Source organism: Actinocorallia sp. API 0066, from assembly GCF_020991275.1.
In the GTDB taxonomy this organism is placed as follows: domain Bacteria; phylum Actinomycetota; class Actinomycetes; order Streptosporangiales; family Streptosporangiaceae; genus Actinocorallia.
Genome location: NZ_JAJLQY010000007.1, coordinates 276,536 through 296,959, shown reverse-complemented (window position 1 = coordinate 296,959; position 20,424 = coordinate 276,536). Strand labels below are relative to the sequence as shown.

At 71.9% G+C, this 20,424-nt stretch carries 19 protein-coding genes; 10 read left to right on the top strand and 9 right to left on the bottom strand.

All coding sequences use genetic code 11. The annotated features are described in order from the left end of the window. Window positions 1-112 precede the first annotated feature (112 nt). Window positions 113-1,183 carry a PLP-dependent cysteine synthase family protein gene (locus LO762_RS19780; protein WP_230617173.1) on the bottom strand — a complete coding sequence of 357 codons (1,071 nt, stop codon included), beginning with the start codon at window positions 1,181-1,183 and terminating at the stop codon, window positions 113-115. A gap of 176 nt (window positions 1,184-1,359) precedes the next feature. Between LO762_RS19780 and LO762_RS19775 the strand changes: the two genes are divergently transcribed. The 8 genes from LO762_RS19775 to LO762_RS19735 all read left to right on the top strand — a co-directional run bounded on the left by LO762_RS19775 (window position 1,360) and on the right by LO762_RS19735 (window position 10,899). Continuing rightward, complete coding sequence (locus tag LO762_RS19775; RefSeq protein ID WP_230617171.1) at window positions 1,360-2,127, top strand: DUF4239 domain-containing protein; 768 nt, start codon at window positions 1,360-1,362, stop codon at window positions 2,125-2,127. Next, window positions 2,115-2,687 carry a hypothetical protein gene (locus LO762_RS19770; RefSeq protein WP_230617169.1) on the top strand — a complete coding sequence of 191 codons (573 nt, stop codon included), beginning with the start codon at window positions 2,115-2,117 and terminating at the stop codon, window positions 2,685-2,687. The genes LO762_RS19775 and LO762_RS19770 overlap by 13 nt, the downstream gene beginning before the upstream one ends. 79 nt (window positions 2,688-2,766) lie before the next feature. Next, window positions 2,767-4,089, top strand: a complete 1,323-nt coding sequence (locus LO762_RS19765; protein ID WP_230617168.1) for an RIP metalloprotease — start codon at window positions 2,767-2,769, stop codon at window positions 4,087-4,089. Between the two features lie 118 nt (window positions 4,090-4,207). Beyond that, window positions 4,208-4,966: a DUF4239 domain-containing protein gene (locus LO762_RS19760; RefSeq protein ID WP_230617166.1), complete on the top strand. Its 759-nt coding sequence runs from the start codon at window positions 4,208-4,210 to the stop codon at window positions 4,964-4,966. Continuing rightward, on the top strand, window positions 4,963-5,790 hold the full coding sequence (locus LO762_RS19755) for a hypothetical protein (RefSeq protein ID WP_230617165.1): 828 nt from the start codon (window positions 4,963-4,965) through the stop codon (window positions 5,788-5,790). The genes LO762_RS19760 and LO762_RS19755 overlap by 4 nt, the downstream gene beginning before the upstream one ends. Window positions 5,791-5,903: 113 nt before the next feature. Next, window positions 5,904-7,292, top strand: a complete 1,389-nt coding sequence (locus LO762_RS19750) for a family 2B encapsulin nanocompartment shell protein (RefSeq protein WP_230617164.1) — start codon at window positions 5,904-5,906, stop codon at window positions 7,290-7,292. A gap of 96 nt (window positions 7,293-7,388) precedes the next feature. Beyond that, entirely contained in the window at window positions 7,389-9,878 is a 2,490-nt protein-coding gene (locus tag LO762_RS19745) for a germacradienol/geosmin synthase (protein ID WP_304523672.1), read from the top strand. 13 nt (window positions 9,879-9,891) lie between these two features. Next, window positions 9,892-10,899 (top strand): polyprenyl synthetase family protein, encoded by a 1,008-nt coding sequence (locus LO762_RS19735; RefSeq protein ID WP_304523671.1) that lies wholly within the window; start codon window positions 9,892-9,894, stop codon window positions 10,897-10,899. A 644-nt stretch (window positions 10,900-11,543) separates the two neighbouring features. Here LO762_RS19735 and LO762_RS19730 read toward each other — a convergent pair. Then, window positions 11,544-12,125 carry a TIGR03086 family metal-binding protein gene (locus LO762_RS19730; protein WP_230617162.1) on the bottom strand — a complete coding sequence of 194 codons (582 nt, stop codon included), beginning with the start codon at window positions 12,123-12,125 and terminating at the stop codon, window positions 11,544-11,546. 65 nt (window positions 12,126-12,190) lie between these two features. Here LO762_RS19730 and LO762_RS19725 point away from each other — a divergent pair, with 65 nt between their 5' ends. Further along, window positions 12,191-13,015 (top strand): helix-turn-helix domain-containing protein, encoded by an 825-nt coding sequence (locus LO762_RS19725; protein WP_230617160.1) that lies wholly within the window; start codon window positions 12,191-12,193, stop codon window positions 13,013-13,015. A gap of 472 nt (window positions 13,016-13,487) precedes the next feature. Here the strand turns inward: LO762_RS19725 and glyA are convergent, their stop codons facing one another. From glyA to purU, 7 genes are all read right to left on the bottom strand, one after another. Continuing rightward, complete coding sequence (glyA, locus tag LO762_RS19720; RefSeq protein WP_230617158.1) at window positions 13,488-14,747, bottom strand: serine hydroxymethyltransferase; 1,260 nt, start codon at window positions 14,745-14,747, stop codon at window positions 13,488-13,490. Next, window positions 14,744-15,130 carry a glycine cleavage system protein GcvH gene (gene gcvH, locus LO762_RS19715; RefSeq protein WP_230617156.1) on the bottom strand — a complete coding sequence of 129 codons (387 nt, stop codon included), beginning with the start codon at window positions 15,128-15,130 and terminating at the stop codon, window positions 14,744-14,746. The genes glyA and gcvH overlap by 4 nt, the downstream gene beginning before the upstream one ends. Next, window positions 15,127-16,305: a glycine cleavage system aminomethyltransferase GcvT gene (gene gcvT, locus LO762_RS19710; protein WP_230617154.1), complete on the bottom strand. Its 1,179-nt coding sequence runs from the start codon at window positions 16,303-16,305 to the stop codon at window positions 15,127-15,129. The genes gcvH and gcvT overlap by 4 nt, the downstream gene beginning before the upstream one ends. 331 nt (window positions 16,306-16,636) lie before the next feature. After that, a complete protein-coding gene (locus tag LO762_RS19705; protein ID WP_230617152.1) occupies window positions 16,637-17,158 on the bottom strand; it encodes a hypothetical protein in 522 nt (173 codons plus the stop codon). Next, window positions 17,158-17,760: a DUF6286 domain-containing protein gene (locus LO762_RS19700; RefSeq protein WP_230617150.1), complete on the bottom strand. Its 603-nt coding sequence runs from the start codon at window positions 17,758-17,760 to the stop codon at window positions 17,158-17,160. Before LO762_RS19700 ends, LO762_RS19705 begins: the two co-directional genes overlap by 1 nt. 92 nt (window positions 17,761-17,852) lie before the next feature. Beyond that, window positions 17,853-18,485 (bottom strand): YdeI family protein, encoded by a 633-nt coding sequence (locus LO762_RS19695; protein ID WP_230617148.1) that lies wholly within the window; start codon window positions 18,483-18,485, stop codon window positions 17,853-17,855. Window positions 18,486-18,566: 81 nt separating this feature from the next. Then, on the bottom strand, window positions 18,567-19,403 hold the full coding sequence (gene purU, locus LO762_RS19690; protein ID WP_230617146.1) for a formyltetrahydrofolate deformylase: 837 nt from the start codon (window positions 19,401-19,403) through the stop codon (window positions 18,567-18,569). 99 nt (window positions 19,404-19,502) lie between these two features. Here purU and LO762_RS19685 point away from each other — a divergent pair, with 99 nt between their 5' ends. Next, window positions 19,503-20,360 carry a PHB depolymerase family esterase gene (locus LO762_RS19685; protein ID WP_230617145.1) on the top strand — a complete coding sequence of 286 codons (858 nt, stop codon included), beginning with the start codon at window positions 19,503-19,505 and terminating at the stop codon, window positions 20,358-20,360. Window positions 20,361-20,424 lie beyond the last annotated feature (64 nt).

The following is a 20,424-nucleotide window of genomic DNA, read 5'->3' as shown; positions in this document are numbered from 1 at the left end:
GTACCCCCCGGACGCCCGCGCCCCCACCCGCCGGGAACGATCTTGACCCCGCCCATCCCCGACCCGGACCACCGAACGCCGGCGGCCTTCGAGCCGGGCTGCGGACGGGCCGTCAGGGGAGGAGGGCGCGGAGGGTTTCCAGGTGGGGGGTGATGTTGATGTTCTGGGCTTCCAGCCAGGCGTCGGAGAGGTAGGTGTGGGTGTAGCGGTCGCCGCCGTCGCAGATGAGGGTGACGACGCTGCCGCGCTCCCCGCGCGCCCGCATCTCCCCGATGATCTGGAGCGCCCCCCACACGTTCGTCCCGGTCGATCCGCCCACGCTGCGTCCGGTGACCTCCGACGTCCAGCGCATACAGGCGATCGAGGCGGCGTCCGGCACCCGGTACATGCGGTCGATCACGGTGGGCAGGAAGGACGGCTCGACCCTGGGACGGCCGATGCCCTCGATCCGGGAGCCACGGGCCGTCAGCGTGGGGTCGTCCTTCACCCACGAGTCGTAGAAGGCCGAGCCCTCAGGGTCGACCACCGCGAGCCGGGTCTGGAAGCGGCGGTAGCGGACGTAGCGGCCTATCGTCGCGGCGGTGCCGCCCGTCCCGGCGGACACCACGATCCAGGCGGGCTCGGGGTGCGGTTCCAGCGCGAGCTGCTCGAAGATCGACGCGGCGATGTTGTTGTTGGCCCGCCAGTCGGTGGCGCGCTCGGCGTAGGTGAACTGGTCCATGTAGTGGCCGCCCGTCTCGGCGGCCAGGCGCGCGGCCTCGGCGTAGATCGTCGCGGGGTCGTCGACGAAGTGGCAGCGCCCGCCCTGGAACTCGATGAGCGCGCATTTCTCCGGGCTTGTGGTGCGCGGCATGACGGCGACGAACGGCAGCCCGAGCAGCCGCGCGAAGTACGCCTCGCTGACGGCGGTGGAGCCGCTGGACGCCTCGATCACCGGGGTGCCCTCGCGGATCCACCCGTTGGAGAGCGCGTAGAGGAACAGGGAGCGCGCCAGCCGGTGCTTGAGCGACCCGGTCGGGTGCACCGACTCGTCCTTGAGGTAGAGGTCGATCCCCCACGCCCGGGGCAGCGGGAACACGTGCAGGTGCGTGTCGGCGCTGCGGTTGGCGTCGGCCTCGACCGTCCTGATCGCCTCGGCGATCCAGGCGCGGCGGGACGGCTCACAGCGGTCGGTGGAATCCAAGGCGTGCCTCCCTACGATCGCCCCAAGACTACGCACGAAGGCACTCGCCTGGCCAAAACCCCCGAACGACCCCACCGGGGACGGGAGAAAGCAGACACCGCGCGGGGTGCGCAAAGAGATGAGGAGACCTAGCGTGTCCGGTCCGCTACGCACGGGTAGGGATATTGGATGGTCGCATGGTCATCGGGTCGGTCGTCTGCGCGGTGCTCGCGGTGGGTCTTGTGCTGGCGGCGGCCCGGCTCCTCGCCCGGCGCGGCGAGCGCGACGACGCCACGGACGGGCCGACGGCCGGGCACGCCGGCTCGATGATGTCGGCCCTGTTCCTGCTCGTCTTCGCGATCGCCGTGATCGTCCCGTGGACGGCCGCCGACGCCGCCCGGCAGAACACCCAGGCCGAGGCCCAGGCGCTCGTCGAGGCGTACTGGGCGGCCGGGGAGCTGTCGCCCGAGGCCAGGGCCCAGGTCCGGCAGGGCGTGCGCGCCTACACCGGCTTTGTGATCAAGGACGAGTGGCCGGTGATGCGCGCCGAGTCGCGCCTCGCCGAGGAGGGCTGGACCCGCCTGGACGAGTTCCGCGCCCGCGTCAACACGCTCATCGCCCCCGACGCGACACACCAGGCGGCCCTGGAGGAGGTCCGCGACCAGATGCAGGACGTCTACGCGGCGCGCAGACAACGGGCCGCCGACGTCGAGTCGACCCTCCCGGCGGGCGTCCTGGTCTTCACCGTGCTGACCGGCCTGGCGATGATCGTGCTGCCGTTCCTCGTCGGGGCCGCCCCGCGCGGCAGGGCGCTGCTTCCGCTGGCGCTGATGGCGGCGATGCTCGGCGTCGGGATGTTCCTGGTGTTCGACATCGACCACGTCTTCGCCGGCTCGCTCGGGGTCGATCCGACGGCGTTCGAGACCGCCGTCGCCGAGTTCGACAGGATCCCGTGGCAAGGCTGAGCGCCGCCCTCCTCGCGCTGCTCACGGCTGTCTGCGCGACGGGCTTCTTCCGGCCGGAGCCTCCTGAGGACGCGCCTGTGCCGGAGGAGAGCTACTGGCTGCAAATCGATCTCTTCCCGTCCCGCCCCGAAGCACCGGACCCTCCTGAGCCGCCCGCTCCGGTCGTGCCCAAGCCGTCGAAGGCGCCTCCGCCTCCGCCGCGCCCGGTGCGTCCTGAGGCACCGCCGCCGCCCCGGCCCGTAGGCGCCCCGACGGAGCCGAGCCCACAAAGCGCGCCCGGACCCCATCAGGCGCCGCCCGTGTCGGTGCCCTCCGCCCCCGCCGCCTCCCCTACGGCGACGCCCACCGGCTCCGCCTCCACGGCGCCCACACACGCCGTGCGCGCCCCGGAGCCCGTGCCCGTGCCCGCGCGGCGCGCGAGGCCGCCGAAGAACATCAACGTCTCCGGGTTCCAACCCCTGAAGACCCGGCCTTCCCCCCTGACAGCCGTTGTCGTCATGGTCGTGGTGACGACCGTCGTCACCGCCCTCGTCGGAGCGCTGTTCGGAGCGCTCCGCTAGGAACCATCCACGACGGCCGGTACGTTTGTCTGGGAATCCTGGGGATGTTGCCCCCTTGGGGGCGGAGTGGGGTAGCTGGATGGAAACGCTGATCGTGCTGGGTGGCGCCCTGCTGTTCCTGGTGCTGCTCATGGCCTCCATCGCGTTCCACGAACTCGGCCACCTGTCCTTCGCGAAGCTCTTCAAGGTCCGCACGCCCCAGTACATGGTCGGCTTCGGCCCGACGATCAAGTCGTGGCGGCGCGGCGAGACCGAGTACGGGATCAAGTGGATCCCGCTCGGCGGCTACATCCGCATGATCGGGATGCTCCCGCCGCGCAAGGACGACCCCGAGGGGATGCTCCGCAACGCGTCCACCGGGCGGTTCCAGATGCTCATCGACTCCGCGCGCGAAGGCGCCCTGGAGGAGGTCGGCCCCGGAGACAGGGACCGTGTCTTCTACTCCAAGAAGTGGTGGCAGAAGCTCCTGATCATGTTCGCCGGTCCCGCCGCGAACCTGCTTCTGGCCGTCGTCTTCTTCGCGATCCTCATCATGGGCTTCGGCACCATGCAGGCCACCCCGGTGATCTCGTCCGTCGCCAAGTGCACGATCCCCGCGGCCGAGGCATACCTCCCCGACGGCACGCCGCGCGAGTGCACCGAGGAGGAGGCCGCCCGCTCCACGCCCGCCGCGCTGGCCGGGCTCAAGCCCGGAGACAGGTTCATCTCCTTCGGCGGACACCGGATCGAGGACTACCCGCAGCTCCAGGAGCTCATCCGGGACTCCGCGAACACCACGGTGCCCGTCGTCGTCGAGCGGGACGGGCAGCGCGTCACGACCGGCCTCGACGTCACCGCCAACCGGCTCCCCGACCTCGACGACCCCGAACGCACCGTCACCGTCGGGTTCATCGGGATCACCCCCCTCACCGACCGGGTGCAGGGCGGCCCCGGCGACGTCCTCTCCCAGATGGGCGACATGACCGCGCGCACCCTTGAGGCGTTCGTCAACCTGCCGCAGAAGATGGTCGGCGTCTGGCACGCGGCCTTCAGCGGCGACGAGCGCGACCCCGAGGGGCCGATCGGCGTCGTCGGCGCGTCCCGGCTCGGCGGCGAGATCCTCGCGTCCGAGAACCCCGGCCTGGAGAAGATCACCTGGTTCGTCGGGCTGCTCGCGTCGCTGAACTTCGCCGTCGGCATGTTCAACCTGATCCCGCTGCTGCCGTTGGACGGCGGGCACATCGCGGGCGCCCTGTGGGAGGGCGTCAAGCGGGGCGGGGCGCGGCTGCTGCGCAGGCCCGACCCCGGCTACGTGGACGTGGCCAAGCTGCTCCCGCTCACCTACGCGATGAGCCTCGTGCTGCTCGTCATGGGCGCGCTGCTGGTGTACGCCGACCTCATCAACCCCGTCAGGCTCATGTGACCGCCGCTCCCGGCATTCTCACCTGATCGAAACTGTTCGATCACTTTACGTGCCATCGACCCGGCGCACGGGTTAGCGTTTGACTACCCAAAGTCAGCACCGCGCCCCCGGAGTCGGTATGTTCAAGATCCCCTCCCGCCGCAAGGACGACTTCGACGACGACGACGGCCCCAAGTCCGGTGAGGGCGGCAGGCACGGCGGCGCCGTGGACGACGCGGCCGACGGCCCCACCGCCGGGCACGCGGGCGCCATGCTCTCCGCGCTGTTCCTCGTGGTCTTCGCCATCGCCGTGATCGTGCCGTGGACCGTCGCGGACTCGGCCCGGCAGAACACCTACGCCGAGGCGCAGGCGCTCACCGAGGCGTTCTGGGCGGCGGGCGGGCTGCCCGAGACGGACACGGTGATGGTCCGCGACGCGCTGCGCGACTACACCGCGTTCGTCGCCGACGCCGAGTGGAAGCCGATGGCCGAGGGCAGGCTCGACTCGGCGGGCTGGGCCCGGCTCGACGCGCTCCGCCAGGCCCTCGACGACCTCGACCTGTCCGACCGGGAGCAGATCACCGCGCGCGACGACGTCGAGGACCAGCTCACCGAGATCTTCGCCGCCCGCAGGCAGCGCGCCGTGGACGCCGCCACGTCGCTCCCGGCCGGGGTGCTCGCCCTGAACGTCGTCACCGCCGGGCTCGTCCTTGCCTTCCCGCTGCTGGCGGGGGCCCGTCCGCGCGGCAAGGTCAAGGTGACGTACCTGCTCATGGCCCTCTCCCTGGGCGTCAGCGTCTACCTGGTCTTCGCCATCAACCACACGTTCACCGGCCCGCTCGGCGTCGACAACTCGGCCTTCCGCACCGCCCAGCAGGAATTCGCCCGCGTCCCATGACCCGCTCCCCCCGCGCCCTCGCCGCCCTCCCCCTCCTGGCCGCCGCCTTCCTCACCCTCCCGGCCGCCTCCGCCCAGGCCGCCCCGCCCCCCGCCGCCGCCCCCGGCCAGGGGATCGTGCTGTGCCTGGGCGCCGACCTCGTCCTGATCCAGCTCGACATCGTCATCATCATCGGCCCCGGCCAGTGCGCCACCCCACCCCCACCCCCACCTCCACCGCCTCCACCCCTGCCCTCGCCGCCTCCGCCTCTGCCCTCACCACCGCCTCCGCTGCCGTCTCCTCCCCCTCCACTGCCCTCGCCGCCTCCGCCGCCACCAGCCCCGCCACCACCGCCACCGCCTGCGCCTGCGCCACCGCCTGCGCCTCCTGCGCCCGCGCCCGCGCCGCCCGCCCCGGCTCCAGCACCGCCAGCGCCGCCACCTCCCGCGCCCGCCGCACCGGCGCCCGCGCCCCCGCCCGCGCCGGAGCCCGAGCAGCCCGCCGCGCCGCAGCCCGCGCCGCAGCAGCCCGCGCCCGCGCCGGAGCAGCCGCAGGCGGCCCCTGATCCGCTGGATCCGGTCGAGACGCCGCCGGTGTCCCTCGCGGCGCCGCCCCCCGAGCCGGAGCCGGAGCCGCCTCCTGAGCCGCCTGAGCCGCCGGAGCCGTCCCCCGTCGTGACGCGCCCCGCGACGTCCCCGCCGCCGGAGATCGTCCGCCAGCAGGTGAAGGCCGCCAGGTTCACCCCGCTCGAAGAGGACCGCGACCCGTTCCGCACGGTCCTCGCGGTCGGCGTCATGGCCGCTGTCATCTCGGCGGGCACCGGAGCCGTCTTCCGCATCAGGTGACGCTGAGGTCGCAGCACTGTCACCGTACGGATAGTCGATTACCACTTGCGCATCTCAAATTACCGTTAGTAACTTTCCAACTGGCAAAGCTCCCCGAGCGAAAGCGGTAACGCATGACCGAGACAGTGGACCGCACCCAGCAGCAGCTCAGCCTCGGCACGGCGGCGGCCAAGAACCTGGCCTCCACCACCAAGACCCCGCCGCAGATGCAGGAGATCACCTCCCGCTGGCTGCTGAAGACCCTTCCCTGGGTGCAGGTCTCCGGCGGCACCTACCGGGTGAACCGCCGCCTGACCTACACGCTGGGCGATGGGCGTATCGAGTTCGTCTCCACCGGATCGCGGGTCCAGGTGATCCCCGCCGAGCTGGCCGAGCTGCCGGTGCTGCGCGGTTTCGAGGACACCGAGGCGCTGCAGGCGCTGGCCGAGCGGTGCGTGCAGCGCGAGCTGGCCCCGGGCGACGTGCTGGCCGAGGCGGGCGCCCCGGCCGATCACGTCGTGCTGCTCGCGCACGGCAAGCTGCAGAAGATCGGCACCTCCAAGTACGGCGAGGAGGCGCGGCTGGGCACCCTGGCCGACGGCGCGTTCATCGGGCAGGACGCGCTGGTCGGCGAGCACGAGTGGGAGTTCACGCTGCGCGCGCAGACGCCCGCCACCGTGCTGACGCTCACCAGGTCGGACTTCCGGCAGATCCGGGACGCCTCGCCCGCGTTGCAGGCGCAGGTGGCCGCCTATCTGGCCAGCCCGGTGCCGGAGCAGAACCACTACGGGGAGAAGGCCATCGATGTGGCGGCCGGCCACGACGGCGAGCCCGTCCTGCCCGGCACGTACGTGGACTACGAGCTGACGCCGCGCGAGTACGACCTGTCGGTCGCGCAGACCGTGCTCCAGGTGCACACCCGCGTCGCCGACCTCTTCAACGAGCCGATGAACCAGGTCGAGCAGCAGCTCAGGCTGACCATCGAGGCCCTGCGTGAGAAGCAGGAGCACGAGATGATCAACAACCCGGAGTTCGGCCTGCTGCACAACGCCGACCTGCGCCAGCGCATCCAGACGCACAGCGGCCCGCCCACCCCCGACGACCTCGACGAGCTGCTGTCGCGCCGCCGCGGCTCCAAGCTGTTCCTCGCCCACCCCAGGGCGATCGCCGCCTTCGGCCGCGAGTGCAACAAGCGCGGCCTGTACCCGACCACGGTGGACGTCGGCGGCCACCAGATCCCGGCCTGGCGCGGGGTCCCGATCTTCCCGTGCAACAAGATCCCGATCACCGCGCAGCAGACCAGCTCGATCCTGGTCATGCGCACCGGCGAGGACGACCAGGGCGTCGTCGGCCTGCACCAGACGGGCATCCCGGACGAGTACCAGCCGTCCCTGTCCGTCCGGTTCATGGGCATCAACGAGCAGGCCGTCATCCAGTACCTCGTGAGCGCCTACTACTCCTGCGCCGTCCTGGTGCCGGACGCCCTCGGCGTGCTGGAGAACGTCGAGATCGCGCACACCTGAGCCGGGTCCCGGCCGCGGCGCGCGCCGCCGCGGCCGGGACACCGCAGGGCTTCGCGCCCACCGCCAGGAAGCACGGCACAACGACGAGGAGCCCGGATGTCCAAGCAGCCCTTCGACCTTCCCGAGTTCTATCTCCCCTATCCGGCGCGGTTGAACGAGCATGTGGAGTCCGCGCGCGCCCACTCCAAGGAGTGGGCGTGGGAGATGGGCATCCTCGGCTCGCCGGTCTGGACCGAGGAGGAGTACGACGCGCACGACTACGCCCTCCTGTGCGCCTACACCCACCCGGATTCACCAGCCCCCGTGCTGGACACGGTCACCGACTGGTACGTGTGGGTGTTCTACTTCGACGACCACTTCCTCGAACTCTTCAAGCGCACCGGCGACCTGACGGGCGCGCAGGAGTACCTGGACCGGCTGCGGCTGTTCATGCCCGTCGATCTGGAGGACGGCTACCCCGAGGCCACCAACCCCGTCGAGAAGGGCCTCGCGGACCTGTGGGCCAGGACCGTCCCGGCGATGTCCCGGCAGTGGCGCGAGCGGTTCGCCGAGAACACCGCGGCGCTGCTCGAGGAGTCGCTGTGGGAGCTGGTGAACATCAACGCCGGGCGGGTCGCGAACCCGATCGAGTACGTGGAGATGCGGCGCCGGGTGGGCGGCGCGCCCTGGTCGTCGGACCTCGTGGAGTACGCGGCGGACGCCGAGCTGCCGCCCGAGATCGCCCGCGCCCGCCCCGCCAACGTGCTGCGCGACACCTTCGCCGACGGCGTGCACCTGCGCAACGACCTGTTCTCCTACGAGCGCGAGGTCGGCGACGAGGGCGAGCTGTCCAACGCCGTCCTGGTGTTCGAGGAGTTCTTCGGCCACGACACGCAGACCGCTGCCGAGCTCACCAACGAGCTGCTGAGCTCGCGGCTCTACCAGTTCGACCACACGGCCGTCACCGAGGTGCCGGTGCTGCTCGCCGAGCACGGGATCGGCGCGGACGGCGCGGCGCGGGTCGCCGCCTGGATCAAGGGCCTCCAGGACTGGCAGTCCGGCGGCCACGAGTGGCACATGCGGTCGAGCCGGTACATGAACTCCCAGGCCGGGCTGCGCTACTCGCCGACGGGCCTGGGGACGGCGGCGGCCCGGCTGTTCCCGTCACCGCAGAACCTCGGGTTCGGCAGGTTCCGCAACTACCTGCACGTGCCGTTCCAGAAGGTCGGCCCGACCCCGCTGCCGGAGTTCGAGATCCCCTACGCGCTGGCGCTCAGCCCGCATCTGGACCACGCCCGGCGGGAGAACAACGCGTGGTCGCAGGGGCTCGGCATGGGTGTGCCGGGCTCGCTGTGGACGGAGCGGCAGCTCAAGGGCTTCGACTTCCCGCTGTGCTCGGCGGGCCTCGATCCGGACGCGACCCCTGAGGAACTCGCCCTGTCGTCGCACTGGCTGACGTGGGGCACCTACATCGACGACTGGTTCCCGCGCGTCTACGCGAACGGGCGCGATCCGCTGGGCGCGCGGGCGTTCGCGCTGCGGCTCCAGCAGTTCATGCCGCTGGATCTCGGGCCGACGCCGCCGCCGCTCAACCCCGTCGAGGCGGGCCTCGCCGACCTGTGGCGGCGCACCGCCGAGCCGATGTCGCAGCGGCAGCGCGCCGGATTCCACAACGCGATAGCCGTGATGATCGACGCGATGGCCTGGGAGGTCGGCAACCTCGTCCAGCACCGGGTCCCCGACCCCGTCGACTATGTGGAGATGCGGCGTGCCACGTTCGGGTCGCAGCTCACCATGTTCCTGTGCCGCCTCGCACACGAGAAGGACATTCCGGACGAAGTCTTTGAAAGCCGGACGCTCCAGTCCATCAACAACGCGGTGTCCGACTATGGAATGTTCACAAATGATCTTTTCTCCTATCAGAAGGAAGTCGAATTTGAGGATGAGCTGCACAACCTGGTGCTGATCCTCCAGAATTTCCTCAACATCGGCAGGGACGAGGCGGTCGACACCGTCGGACGGCTCATGGCCGACCGACGTCAGCAGTTCGAACACCTCGTCGCCGTCGAACTGCCCGTGCTGGCCGACCGCCTCACCCTGGACGCCGCCGCCCGCGCCGCGCTCGACTCCTACCTGGACGAACTGCGCGACTGGATGGTCGCGATCCTCCACTGGCACCGGCACACCAGCCGCTACGTGGAATCCGAGCTCGACCCGCTGGCCCATCTGAGCGACCCTCGGAGCGTCACCGGCACCTCGGCCCTCCGCCCGACCGGCGGCCTGCCCCGTCCCGTCCCGGTCGCGCCGCCCGGCGACGTCCCCGGCGCGCCTGTGCCCGTGGCCGCGCCGGGTGCGGGACCATCGGGCACCGGCCACCCGGCGCCCCGGGTGCCGTCCGGCCCACCGGTGCCCGGCATGCCGGTGCCCGTCGGCCCGGCCGTGCCGCACGCGCCCGCCGCGCCGGTCGAGGCGGCCGCAGGGGCCGGGGCTAAGGGCGCCGCAGGGGCCACGGCGCTGGCCGGGCACGAGCACCGGCCGCCGTCCGTGCCGCTGTATCCGCGCGGCCTGGGCACGGCCGCCGCCCACCTTCCCCGTCCGCGAAGCTAGAGAGGCAGGACCCATGACAGCCGTACACGAGGTGTCGGACCCCGCGGCCGAGGTGCTGGCGCGCGGCCGCGCCCTGGTCGAGCCCGCGCTGCGCGAGGCCGTGGCCACCCTGCCCGAGCCCGTCCGTGGCATCACCGGCTACCACATGGGCTGGTGGGACCGCGACGGGCGGCCGACCGAGGCGGGCGGCAAGGCGCTGCGCCCGACCCTCGCCGTGCTGTGCGCGGAGGCGGTCGGCGGCAGCGCCGAGGCGGCGGTGCCCGCCGCCGTCGCGATCGAGCTGGTGCACAACTTCTCGCTGCTGCACGACGACGTGATGGACGGCGACGCGCTGCGCCGGCACCGGCCGACGGCGTGGCACCTGTACGGGAACGGTCCCGCCATCCTCACCGGCGACGTCCTGCTGGCGCTGGCGATCGAGCTGCTGGCGTCGTCGGGGCTGCCCGCCCGGATGCTCACCTCCGCGGTGCTCGACCTGCTCGACGGCCAGAACTCCGACATGACGTTCGAGACGCGCACCGACGTCACCCTGTCGGAGTGCGTGAAGATGGCGGTGAACAAGACGGGCGCGCTGGTCCGCTGCGCCTGCGCGCTCGGCGCGACGGCGGGCGGCGGCACCCCCGAGCAGGTCGCCTCCTTCGGCCTCTTCGGCGAACACCTGGGCCTCGCCTTCCAGTACATGGACGACCTCCTGGGCATCTGGGGCGATCCAGCCGTCACAGGCAAACCCGCCCACTCCGACATGCTCAACCGCAAGAAGTCACTCCCCGTCGTGGCAGCCCTCACCGCCGGCACCCCCGAAGCCGAAGCCCTCGCCGCCGCCTACTTCTCCCCCACCGACCAGGACCCCGCCCACCTCGCCTCCCTGATCGAGGCCGCCGGCGGCCGCACCTGGACCCTCGACCGCCTGACCCAACTCCGCAACCAGGCAACCGCCGCCCTCACCGCCCTCACCACCACCCCCGAACCCACCCAAGCCCTCATAGCCCTAACCCACCTAGCCACCAACCGAACCCACTAACCCCCACACCAAACCAAACCAAACCAACCGGACCGCTCAGAGCGACGCCGAACCCGCTGGCCACCCACCAAGCCAACGCCGAGCCCGCCAACCACACATGAGACAAACCAGACCGCCCCAACAGCGGGCCCGCCAGCCACACGCGGAGTGATCGGAGCGACAGCGGACCCGCCGATCACGCGGCGGGCCGACCGGACCGGCCAGGGTGACGGCGCGCCCGCCAGCCACGCATGAGGCGAACCAGACCGCCCCAACGGCGGGCCCGCCATTCACACATGAGACAAACCGGACCGTCCCGACGGCGGGCCCGTCAGCCGCACATGAGGCGAACCAGACCGTCCCGACGGCGGGCCCGCCAGCCACACGCGGGGTGATCGGAGCGACAGCGGACCCGCCGATCACGCGGCGGGCCGACCGGACCGGCCGGGTGACGGCGGGCCCGTCAGGCACGTATTGGGCGAAGCGGGGCGATGGGGGTGGCGGCGGGCACGTCGGTCAGCGTCCTCGGGCCGTCGGATGGAGGATCGGCGCGGCGGGGCCGTTCTGGCGAGGTGGCGGCCGTGGCGTCCACAGCGTTCAGCGGCGCTCCTGTGGCACGGAGGCCGGGCCACGGCCGGGCGGACGGCCGGGGACCGGGGTGCCGGTCAGGGGGTCCAGTGGGGGTCGCGGCCTGCGGCGGCGAGCGCGCTGTCCAAGACCGAGGCGGACTCGGGGATGGGGACGGGGTCGGCGAAGCCGTTGTACTGGCGGAACATCGGGGCCAGTTTTGTGACTTCGGCGTGGAGGATTTCGGCCGTGGGGTCGGAGAGGTGGAGGTGGGTGTTGAGCGGGCGGGCCGCGTCCCAGGTGTGCAGGGCCAGCTCGACCAGGAGCATCGCGACGGTGTCGGCGGCCGGAGTGGGGCCCATGCCGGAGACGACCTCGCCCTCCCACGCCCGCGGGCGGGACCAGGCGGTCACCGCGCGGTCGAGGGCCGCCGCGTAGTCCTCCCGCCAGGACGCCTCGGCGGTGAAGTCGGCGGTCTTCAACTCCTCGGGCAGAGTGGTGCGCAGGGCGTAGTGCTCCAGCGCGTGCGACGTCCAGACGATCCAGTGGTTCGTGAGCGCGCGCAGGTCGTAGTCCGGGCAGGGTGTGGCGGCGGTCAGCCTGTCCTGCGGGATGAGCGCGGCGACCCGGGCCGCCTCGGCCGCCGTCTCGGCGAGCGCCCTGAAGAGATCTTCGTTCATGTGTTCGAGGCTAGTGCGGCGTGGGTAGGAGGGTCTTGGAGAAACGCGACGCTAGCCTGGGCGCCATGGCGGAGTCGGCGCGTGGGATCGTCAGCCCTGGTGAGCTGGCCAGGTACGTCGTGCTGGATCGGGTGGCCGCCGGGCTGTGTTCGTCCGGGCCCGACGGCGGGGCGGGGATAGCGGCGTTCGTTGAGTACTACTGGTCGGTGAGTTGGTCGGTGCAGGAGGTCTATGAGGCGAAGGTGCTGTCACATCCGAACGTGCATCTGGTGTTCGAGCCGGACGGGCCGCTGGTCTACGGCGTCGATCGCGGGCTGTTCGTGCGGCGGCTCACCGGGACGGGCCACGTGCTGGGCGTGCGCTTCCTCCCCGGCGCGTTCCGCGCGCTCCACAACGGCCCCGTCGCCGAGCTCGCCGACCGCCGCGTGGACGCCACCCGCGTCTTCGGCCCCGGCATCACCGACGTGAACCGTGCCGTGCAGGCGACAACGGACCCGGTCGCGATGGCCCGCGCCGCCGAGGAGTTCCTCACCCCGCTCCTCCCCGCCAGGCCCGACCCGGCCGCCGTCCGTGCCGCCGAGCTGGTCGCCCTGTTCACCGTCGAACCGGCTCTCTTCCGCGTGGACGAGGCGGCCGCCGCCTCCGGCCTGTCCGTCCGCGCCCTGCAACGCCTGTTCGCCGAGTACGTGGGCGTCTCGCCCAAGTGGGTGCTGCGCCGCGCCCGCCTCCACGAGGTCGCCCATCGCGCCGCCGACACCGCCCCCGTCAACTGGCCGGCCCTCGCCGCCGACCTCGGCTACACCGACCAGGCCCACCTCATCCGCGACTTCACCGCGGCGGTCGGCGAAAGCCCGGCCCGCTACGCCCGCTCCGCCACCTCCCACCCCTGACCAGAGCGAGATCCCGCCACGCGCCTCGGCGGGTGCCCGGGCCCCCGGGCGGGATCCAGCCGCGCGCCGGGGCGGGAACCCGACACCGGCCTGTGCGGCAGGCCCCAGAGGGGCATCCGGCCGGGTACCGGGGCGGGTACCCGGCAGTGGCCAGTGCGGCAGGCGTCAGAGCGGGATCCGGGCACGCGCCGGGGCGGGAACCAACACCGGCCGGTGCGGCAGGCCCAGGACAGCATCCGGGCACACACCAGGGGCGGGAACTAACACCGGCCGGTGCGGCAGGCACCGGGGCGGGAACCTCGCCCTGGCCGGTGCGGCAGGCCCCAGAGGGGCATCCGGCCGGGTACCGGGGCGGGTACCCGGCGGTGGCCGGTGCGGCAGGCGTCAGAGCGGGATCCGGGCACGCGCCGGGGCGGGAACCTGGCCCCGGCGGGTGGGGCAGGCCCCGGGTGGGGCCTGCCGGGGGCGCCGGTCAGAGGGCCGGGTAGAGGGGGTGTTTGTCGGCCAGGGCCTTGACGCGGGCCGTGAGGGACTCCGCGTCGTAGGTGGGTTGGAGGGTGAGGGCGATGATGTCGGCGACCTCGGTGAAGTCCTCGGCGGTGAAGCCTCGGGTGGCCAGGGCCGGGGTGCCGATGCGCAGGCCCGACGTGGTCATCGGGGGGCGCGGGTCGTTCGGGACGGCGTTCCGGTTGACGGTGATGCCGACCTCGTGCAGACGGTCCTCGGCGTCACGGCCGGTCAGCTCCGAGTTCACCAGGTCGACCAGGACCAGGTGCACGTCGGTGCCGCCGGTCAGGACCTTCACGCCCGCCTTGGCGGCGTCCTCCTGGAGGAGGCGGTCGGCGAGGATACGGGCGCCCTCGATCGTCCGCTCCTGCCGCTCCTTGAACTCCTCGGACGCGGCGATCTTCAGCGCGACGGCCTTGGCCGCGATCACGTGCTCCAGCGGCCCGCCCTGCAGACCGGGGAACACCGCCGAGTTGATCTTCTTGCCGAGCTCCGCACGCGCGAGGATGAGCCCGCCGCGCGGCCCGCCCAGCGTCTTGTGCGTGGTCGTGGTGACGACGTCCGCGAACGGCACCGGCGACGGGTGCAGCCCGGCCGCGACAAGCCCGGCGAAGTGCGCCATGTCGACGAACAGCAGCGCGCCGACCGAGTCCGCGATCTCCCGGAACCGGGCGAAGTCGAGCTGGCGCGGGTAGGCCGACCAGCCCGCGACGATCATCTTGGGCCGGTGCTCGGCCGCGAGCGCCGCGACCTCGTCCATGTCCACCCGGCCGTCGGACGGGCTGACGTGGTAGGGCACCACGTTCAGGTACTTGCCCGAGTAGTTGATGCGCATGCCGTGCGTGAGGTGCCCGCCGTGCGCGAGGTCGAGGCCGAGGATGGTGTCGCCGTGGTCGAGCAGCGCGAAGTAGACGGCGGTGTTGGCCTGCGCGCCGGAGTGCGGCTGCACGTTGGCGTGCTCGGCGCCGAACAGGGCCTTGGCCCGGTCGATGGCGAGCTGCTCGGTGACGTCGACGTACTCGCAGCCGCCGTAGTAGCGGCGGCCGGGGTAGCCCTCGGCGTACTTGTTGGTGAGGACCGAGCCCTGGGCCTCAAGGACGGAGACGGGCGCGAAGTTCTCCGACGCGATCATCTCCAGGGTGTTCTGCTGCCGCCCCAACTCCTGGCGGACCGCCGCGTGAACCTCGGGATCAACATCGGACAGATGACCGAAAAGGGTGCTCATGCTTCCTCGATGATCTTGTTGTAGGACTCGGCGTCGAGCAGGTCGGGGTTATCGTCGCCGATCCGGACGCGGAACAGCCAGCCCTCGCCGTACGGGTCGGCGTTGATCGTGCCGGGGTCCTCGGCGACCGCCTGGTTGACCGCGACGACCTCGCCGGACAGCGGCGCGTAGATGTCGGAGACGGACTTGGTCGACTCGGCTTCGCCGCAGGGCTCGCCCGCGGTGACCTCCGCGCCTTCCTCGGGCAGCGAGACGTACACGATGTCGCCGAGGGCGTCGGCGGCGTAGTCGGTGATTCCGACGGTCACGACGCCGTCCTCACCGTCCAGGCCCGAGACCCACTCGTGCTCCTCGGTGTAACGGAGCTGCTCAGGAACACTCACTTGTTCGTCCTCTTGTTCTGATGGGCGGATACCTGATCCGCACCCCCGGCAGGGCGGTGTTCACGGTGGTAAAACGGCAGGTCGACGACGTCGACCTCCTCGTGCTTGCCACGGATGTCCACGGCGGCGGGCCGGGCGTCCACCCGGACCGACGCCATCGCGACGGGCCTGCCGAGGGTCGGCGAGGGCGCGCCGCTGGTGACGGTGCCGCAGGGCTCGCCGTCGTCGCCGATCACCGTGTATCCGGCGCGCGGCACCCGCCGTCCGCGCGCGACGAGGCCGACGAGCCGGTGGGCGGGGCCCGCCTCGGCGATCGCGGCGAGCGCCTCGCGGCCGACGAAGTCGGGCTTCTCCAGCCGGACGACCCTGCCGAGTCCGGCGTCGTACGGTGTGGTGTCGCGGGTGAGTTCGTGGCCGTAGAGCGGCATGCCGGCTTCGAGCCGGAGCGTGTCGCGGGCGGACAGCCCGCACGGGGTGAGGTCGGCGCCGCCGGCCTCGGTGAGCGCCCGCCAGACGGGTTCGGCGTCCTCGGCGGCGACGAACAGTTCAAAGCCGTCCTCGCCGGTGTAACCGGTGCGGCCGATGAACGCCTGGTGTCCGGCGACGACGCCGCTGACCAGGGCGTAGTACTTGAGAGCGGGCAAATCGGTTTGGGTGAGCCGCTGGACGATCTCCTGCGCCTTCGGCCCCTGCACGGCGATCAGCGCGTACTTGTCGGACTCGTCGGACACGACGGCGTCAAAACCGGCGGCCCGCTCGGTGAGCTCCGCGGCGACCACGGCGGCGTTCGCGGCGTTGGCGACGACCAGGAACCCGTGCCCGCTGAGCCGGTAGACGATGAGGTCGTCGATGACACCGCCGTCCGGCGTGACGATCATGGTGTACCGGGCGCGGCCGGGGTCGAGCCCGGACGGCAGGCCGACGAGCGCGTGGTCGAGCGCCTGCGGGGCCTGGCTCCCGGTGACGAAGATCTCACCCATGTGGGAGATGTCGAAGATCCCGGCGGAGGCGCGGACGGCGTGGTGTTCGGCCGTCTCCGAGCCGTAGCGCAGCGGCATCAGGTAGCCCGCGAAGTCGACGAGGGTGCCGCCCAGTTCCCGGTGGACCTCGACGAGCGGGGTGGTCCTGGCCGCGGGCTGCGGGGAACCGTCGGACGGGGCGGTCTGGGCGGACACGGCGGGCTGGCTCCTTGGTGGCCGGGAGTGCGTTTGAGAACCCATCGTCCCATCCACGGGTACGGGGCCTGTGACCTGCCCCTGCACTCTATCGTCCGGGACGGGACCGGCCGAGACGAGACCGGCGGCGCGGACGGTTCCGCGGCGCCGGTCTCAAGCAGAAGGTCCAGCCAGTTCGTCTCGGGTGATCGTTGTCCCCTCTCGTGGACGGTTTCCGTGGAGGCGCTCCGCTCTGGGAGCGACCTGCTACCGACGATACGGAGCACAACCCCTGCGGACACCAGAGAGCCGGGCAAATGGCGGTAGAGCACTCTTTAACCGGGCGGGCCGGTCAGGCGATGCGGGTCTCCTGGTAGACGAGCCGGAACCTGATCACCGAGTGCAGCCCGGCGAGGCCGACCGCCTCGCGGAAGCGGGTGAGCGGCGCCTCCCTGATGAGGCCGAGCAGCAGGCCGAGATCGGCGCTCTCCTCACAGGAGACGTGCAGGACCAGCCGGGAGCGCGCCCGCGAGCCGCTCAGCCGGAGCTGGACCTCCTTGACGCCGGGCAGGTCCTCCAGCGCGCAGGTCAGCTCGGCGAGGGCGGCGCGGGTGCGGACCTTGCCGCGCATCAGCGGAAGGCGGCGCAGCGCGGCGGCCCTGCCCTCGGACGTCAGCCAGTACAGGCCGGCGCCCGCGCCGACCGCGAGCACCGCGGTGATGAGCGGCCAGAACCAGGCGTGCGCGGTGGCGAACGCGGTGAGGTCGTCGTCGAGCACGGGCACGCCCTCGTCACGTCCGGCGCGCAGGTGCAGCACGAACCCGCCGGCGGCGCAGAGCGCGAAGCCGGTGAGCAGCAGCCCGGGGCGCGCCATCAGCGCCGCCAGCCCACGGTGACGTCGACCTGGCGCTCGCGCACCGGGTCGATCTCGGCCAGCCGGTGCGCGACGGACCTGCGCACGAGGTCGGCGAGGTTGCCGGGGTTGCGGTAGCCGGTGGTGACGGTGAGGTCGATCCGGCGGCCGATCCGGGCGCGGGCGCCGGTGACGCCGGGCACCGCGTACGCCGCGTTCTCGACCGACCGGGCCAGCGCGCCGCGGGTCAGCGCCACCGAGACCGCGGGGTCGGCGCCGCGCATGGGCTCCAGCGGGACGCGGGCGGGCCACGCGGCGTGCGCGAGCAGGGCGACCCCGGCGAGCAGCAGCCCCCACCCGGTGAGCGCGACCGACGGGTCGGTCCACGGGGTGGCGCGCAGCCGTGCGGTGAGCGCCTCGGTGAGTTCGGGCGGGACCGCGTGCAGCCCGTGCCGTCTGGCGACGATCTCGACGGCGGCGGCCCCGCACAGCGCGGTGACGACGGCGGCGGCGACGAGCGCGGCGACGGTGCGCCGCGGCTGGAACTCCTCCTCCGACCGCAGCCGGGTCTGCCTGCGCAGGGCGGTGTCCCCGAACAGCTCTGTGACCAGCGTCTCACCCATGAACACGAACAGTAACGGTGTTGCCGTACAGAGCCCTGCCCGACAGCTCCATGATCAAGAAAAGCCGAGCCCGGAACCTCGGGCTCCTTCCTTCAATAGAGCGTCCTGCCCTCCTTCAGCATCTGGACGAACTTCTCGATCCGGGCAGCACGGGTGGTGGCGCGCTTGGCCTCCTCGACCTGGAAGAGGATCGCGAACCGGTTCCGCGACGTCAGCGTGGCGAACAGGGCGGCCGCCTCGGGCGCGGCGTCCAGCGCGGCCCGGAGATCGGCCGGGACGACGGCGTTGGCCGGGGAGGCGTAGGCCACGTCCCACCGGCCGTCGGCCTTGGCGGCGTCGATCTGGGCCTGGCCCGCCGGACGGATCCGCCCCTGCTCGATCAGCGCGGCGACCTTCCCGGTGTTCACCCGCGACCAGCGGCTGCGTGGTCGGCGCGGGGTGAACCGCTGGAGGAAGTACGCCTCGCCGTGGCCGCGCTTCTGCCCGTCGATCCAGCCGAAGCACAGCGCGTGGTCCAGCGCCTCGACGTAGGTGACGGTGGGGATGCCGGACGCCTTCTTGGCGATCTTGAGCCACAGCCCCGGCGACGTGGCGTGCTCGGCCTCCAGCCATGCCTCGAACTCCGCCGCCGAGGCGAACGCCAGCACCGGCAGCCCGTCCGGACCCGTCTCCGCCCGCTCGTCCACCGTGACCACCGCCCCGCTCCGCACTCCCGAAGTACCCATGCCCCCGACGCTAACCGCCGGGTCTGACATTCTCCGCCGCGCGCCGGATGCACGCCCGGAGCATCCGGAACCCTCCGGGTATCAGCGGAAGACGACGGTCTTGTCCCCGTTGAGCACCACACGGTGCTCGGCGTGCCAGCGGACGGCCCGCGCGAGCGCCAGGCACTCCATGTCGCGGCCGACCCGGCGCAGGTCCTCGGGCGAGTGGGTGTGGTCCACCCGCGCGACCTCCTGCTCGATGATCGGCCCCTCGTCCAGGTCGGGTGTGACGTAGTGGGCGGTCGCGCCGATGAGCTTGACGCCGCGCGCGTGCGCCTGGTGGTAGGGCTTGGCGCCCTTGAACGACGGCAGGAACGAGTGGTGGATGTTGATCACCCGGCCCTGGAGCTTGGCGCACAGGTCGTCGCTGAGGATCTGCATGTAGCGGGCGAGGACCACGAGGTCGGCCCGGTAGTGCTGGACCAGGGTGACGACCTCCGCCTCCTGCGCGGCCTTGCCCATCGACATGGGCAGGTGGTGGTAGTCGATCCCGTAGGACTGGGTGAGGGGCCGCATGTCGGGGTGGTTGGAGACGACGGCGACGACGTCGATGTCCAGCAGCCCGGAGCGGACCCGGAAGAGCAGGTCGTTCAGGCAGTGCCCCTCGCGGGACACCATCATGAGGACCTTCATCCGGGTGGCGGCGTCGCTCAGGTGCCAGTCGAAGGCGAAGTCGGTGGCTATCGGCGCGAAGAGCGTCTGGAGCTCCTCCAGCGGCAGGTCCGAGGTGAACTGGACGCGCAGGAAGAACCGCCCGGTGGACGGGTCGCCGTACTGCTGGCTCTCCAGGATGTTGCACTCGCGCGAGGCGAGGAGCCCTGAGACGGCGAACACGATGCCCGGACGGTCGGGGCAGGACAGCGACAGGACGTAACTCAAGCCTTCACCCTCACAGCGCGCGCTCGGAGGACACGAGTCTATGCGCCGACCAGGGCGGCGGCGGACGGGCGCCGCCCGGAAGCGGCTAGATTCGCCGGTATGCGGCGTCTGCTGGTTCTCGTCCTGCTTCTTGCCGCCGTCGGCGCCTGTACGGCGGACGGCGGGGACGGCCCCGCGCCGCCCTCAGGCACCCCGACGGCCCGCGCCGGCATCCCCGTGACGCCCGGAACGCACCGGCTCACGATCGACGTGGACGGCCCCGGCATGCGCGAGTACCTATTGCGCGTCCCGAAAGGTTTCAAGGAGCCCGCCCCGCTTGTCCTCGCCGTCCATGGCGGTGCCTCCAACGCCGAGAGGTTCGTCGGCCAGTCCGGCTGGAACGAGGTGGCCGACAGGGAGAAGATCCTCGTCGCCTACCCGGACGGCTTCCTCCTGAGCTGGAACGCGGGCGGCTGCTGCGGCCCCGCGAAGGCCGCGAAGACTGACGACGCGGGCTTTCTCCGTCAGTTGGTCGACACCCTGGTCGATGCCGGAGTGGCTGATCGTCAGAGGGTCTTCGTCGCCGGGTTCTCCAACGGCGGTGGAATGGCGTACCGCTTGGCCTGCGAGGGTCCGGGCCGCGTCAAGGGCATCGGTGTCGTCTCCGCGTCGCTGATCATCGACTGCGAGCCGGACCGCCCGGTCTCGGCGATGATCGTGCACGGCAGGGCGGACACGTCCGTCCCGTTCGCGGGCGGCGGTAGGCGCGACTTCAACGATCCGCGTCCCTTCACCCCGGTGTCTGAGGCGGTCTCCTTCTTCCGTCGTGAGGCGGGCATCCCCGAACTCGTGCGGGACGGCGTTTGCCGTCAGGGCGAGAACGACGGCACGGTCGTGCGCTTCTGTCCGCACGGGGGCGGCCACGTGTGGCCCGACGGCATGGCGGCGCGCCTGTGGGGCTTCTTCGCGGCGCTCTAGAGCGGACTGATCCAAGGCGATTAGACGTGAACTCTTTTCATGTTTAACCTTCTATGACACTCTT